Origin of the sequence: Amycolatopsis circi, from assembly GCF_003385235.1 — a bacterium.
Lineage (GTDB): Bacteria > Actinomycetota > Actinomycetes > Mycobacteriales > Pseudonocardiaceae > Amycolatopsis > Amycolatopsis circi.
Genome location: NZ_PQIA01000275.1, coordinates 1 through 2,535, shown reverse-complemented (window position 1 = coordinate 2,535; position 2,535 = coordinate 1). Strand labels below are relative to the sequence as shown.

4 protein-coding genes are annotated in these 2,535 nt (G+C 69.9%); all 4 read left to right on the top strand.

The genetic code is table 11. The features are described from left to right. Positions 1–138 precede the first annotated feature (138 nt). The 4 genes from D0D37_RS46175 (at position 139) to D0D37_RS48390 (ending at position 2,367) form a co-directional block, all read left to right on the top strand. On the top strand, positions 139–1,281 hold the full coding sequence (locus tag D0D37_RS46175; protein ID WP_116206877.1) for a M24 family metallopeptidase: 1,143 nt from the start codon (positions 139–141) through the stop codon (positions 1,279–1,281). An 82-nt stretch (positions 1,282–1,363) separates the two neighbouring features. Then, positions 1,364–1,816 carry an Lrp/AsnC family transcriptional regulator gene (locus tag D0D37_RS46170; protein WP_009078207.1) on the top strand — a complete coding sequence of 151 codons (453 nt, stop codon included), beginning with the start codon at positions 1,364–1,366 and terminating at the stop codon, positions 1,814–1,816. 37 nt (positions 1,817–1,853) lie between these two features. Then, positions 1,854–2,081, top strand: coding sequence for a hypothetical protein (locus tag D0D37_RS46165; RefSeq protein WP_037370398.1), 228 nt, complete (start codon positions 1,854–1,856; stop codon positions 2,079–2,081). Next, positions 2,068–2,367, top strand: coding sequence for a hypothetical protein (locus D0D37_RS48390; RefSeq protein WP_116206876.1), 300 nt, complete (start codon positions 2,068–2,070; stop codon positions 2,365–2,367). The genes D0D37_RS46165 and D0D37_RS48390 overlap by 14 nt, the downstream gene beginning before the upstream one ends. Positions 2,368–2,535 lie beyond the last annotated feature (168 nt).

Sequence of the window (2,535 nt, the reverse complement as noted above, 5' to 3'; positions counted from 1 at the left end):
AGATTGGTTTAAGAGACAGCCCTCAAGGAGCCCTTCACGGACGGCGTCCGCGGGGGATCGGAGGGATGGCGGGGGCAGCGCGCCGGATTGGGGAGGACGGGCGGGCTGCGCCGCGACGCCGGTACTAGGCTCGGCGTCATGTCGAGCCGATCCCTCCACACGCCTGCTCCCGACGCCGCCGCGCTCCGCGCCCGTCTCGACCGCGCCGCGAAAGCCGCTGCCGCCGCCGGCACCGACGCCTTGCTCGTCGCGCCCGGGTCCGACCTGCGGTACCTGCTCGGCCAGGCGGGCGGTTCGTTCGAGCGGCTGACCACTCTCGTCGTTCCCGCAGACGGCACCCCTGCGCTCGTCGTGCCGAAGCTCGAGGCCCCCGGCTACGCCGGCGTGCCCACCGACGACCTCGGCGTCGAGGTGCTCACCTGGGTCGACGGCGACGACCCCTACCGCCTGGTCGCCGACCGGCTCGGCAAGCCCGGCCGGATCGCGGTCAGCGACTTCACCCCGGCGCTGCACGTGCTGTCCCTGCGCGCGGCGTTCGGCGACGCCGAGCAGATCCTCGCCGGCCCGATCGTGCGCGAGCTGCGGATGCGCAAGGACGCCGCCGAGATCGAGGCCCTGCGCAAGGCGGGCGCGGCGATCGACCGCGTCCACGCGCGGATGGGCGAATGGCTGCGCGCGGGCCGCACCGAGGCCGAGGTCGGCGCGGACATCACCGCCGCCATCGTCGAAGAGGGCCACACGCACGCCGACTTCGTCATCGTCGGCTCCGGCCCCAACGGCGCCAGCCCGCACCACGACGTGTCCGAGCGCGTCATCGAACGCGGCGACGTCGTAGTGATCGACATCGGCGGACCGGTGCCCGAGGGCTACAACTCCGACTCCACCCGCACCTACTCGATCGGCGAACCCCGCGACGCTGACGTCGCCGAGACCTACGCCGTGCTGCAGCGCGCGCAGCAGGCCGCGGTCGACGCGGTCCGCCCCGGCGCCACCGCCGAGAGCATCGACAAGGCCGCGCGCGACGTCATCGACGCCGCCGGATTCGGCGAGTACTTCATCCACCGCACCGGCCACGGCATCGGCCTCGACGTGCACGAAGAGCCCTACATCATCGCGGGCAACGCGCTTCCGCTCGAAGCGGGCATGGCGTTCAGCGTCGAGCCGGGCATCTACCAGCCGGGCCGCTGGGGCGCCCGGATCGAGGACATCGTGCTCGTCACCGAGTCGGGCGTCGAGCCGGTGAACACACGGCCGCACGAACTGGTCGTGCTGGACGCATGAGCGCGGCTCGCAAGCGAATCGTCGCCGTTCAGACCGTCGCCTCCCGGGCGATCAGCGGGAAACTCCTCGAGGAGGCGACGGCATGAGCGGGCCGCTGGAACCGCTCGACCAGGCGATCGTGCAGGAGCTGGCCGCCGACGGCAGGCGCAGCTTCACCGATCTCGCCGAGCGGGTCGGGCTGTCGGTGTCGGCGGTGCACCAGCGGGTGCGCCGCCTCGAACAGCGCGGCGTCATCCTCGGCTACACCGCCCGGCTCGACGGCGAGCAGATCGGCCTCCCGCTCACCGCGCTGATCTCGCTCACCCCGAACGACCCGGCCGCGCCCGACGACTACCCGCAGCGGATCCAGCACATCACCGAGATCGAGTCCTGCTACTCGGTCGCCGGCGACGAGTCCTACATCCTGCTGGTGCGGGTCGCGTCGCCGCTCGGCCTCGAGGACCTGCTCCGGCGGATCCGCGAGGCGGCGAAGGTGTCCACCCGGACCACAGTCGTGCTGTCCACGCCGTTCGAGGGCAGGTCGCCGACGCTGTGAGAGCTGCCGACGCTGTGAGAGTGGTACGGTAAAAGGTATGGCAACACGTAAGGTGACACTCTCGCTCGACACCGGTGCGCTCGAGTACGCCGAGCGGGCCGCGAAGGCGCACGGTATTTCGGTCTCGTCCTGGCTGTCCAAGGCGGCTCGGCGCGAGGCGGTTCGGACTGGGTATACCCCGCAGCGTGCTCCTGCCGCGCCGTCAGCTGAAGCGGACGAGGCGGAGCGGGCGGCTGCGGAGAAGGAGATGCGTGCGCAGGGGTGAGGTTTGGACTTACCACCCGCCTACTGATCCCGCGCGGCAGCGGACTGTGGTGCTGCTGTCGTCCGACGGGGTGAATGAGTCTGAGCGGCCTTGGTTGCTGGGGACTGAGCTGTTGGATCGGGATCCGCAGGACATTCTCGGGGTGGCGGTGGATGCTCGGTATTGGGTGTCTACTTTGAATTTGACTCGGTTGTATCGGCCTTGGCTGGCGGATCGGGTTGCTGAGGTTGATTCTGAGGTTCAGGAGCAGATCGATGTGGCTTTGAGGGCTGCGTTGGATTTGTGAATCCTTCGCTTCGGTCTCGGGCGGCTCGTCGCCTGGCGGCGACATTGCGCACGGGGGTTGCGTGGGGGCACCCCGAAGCTGATTGCCGCGTTTTTGGCTTCGTATCGGGGTGCGGGGGGTGTGGCTGCCTTAGTTGGGCTCTTATACACCTCCGACGCTGCCCACGAA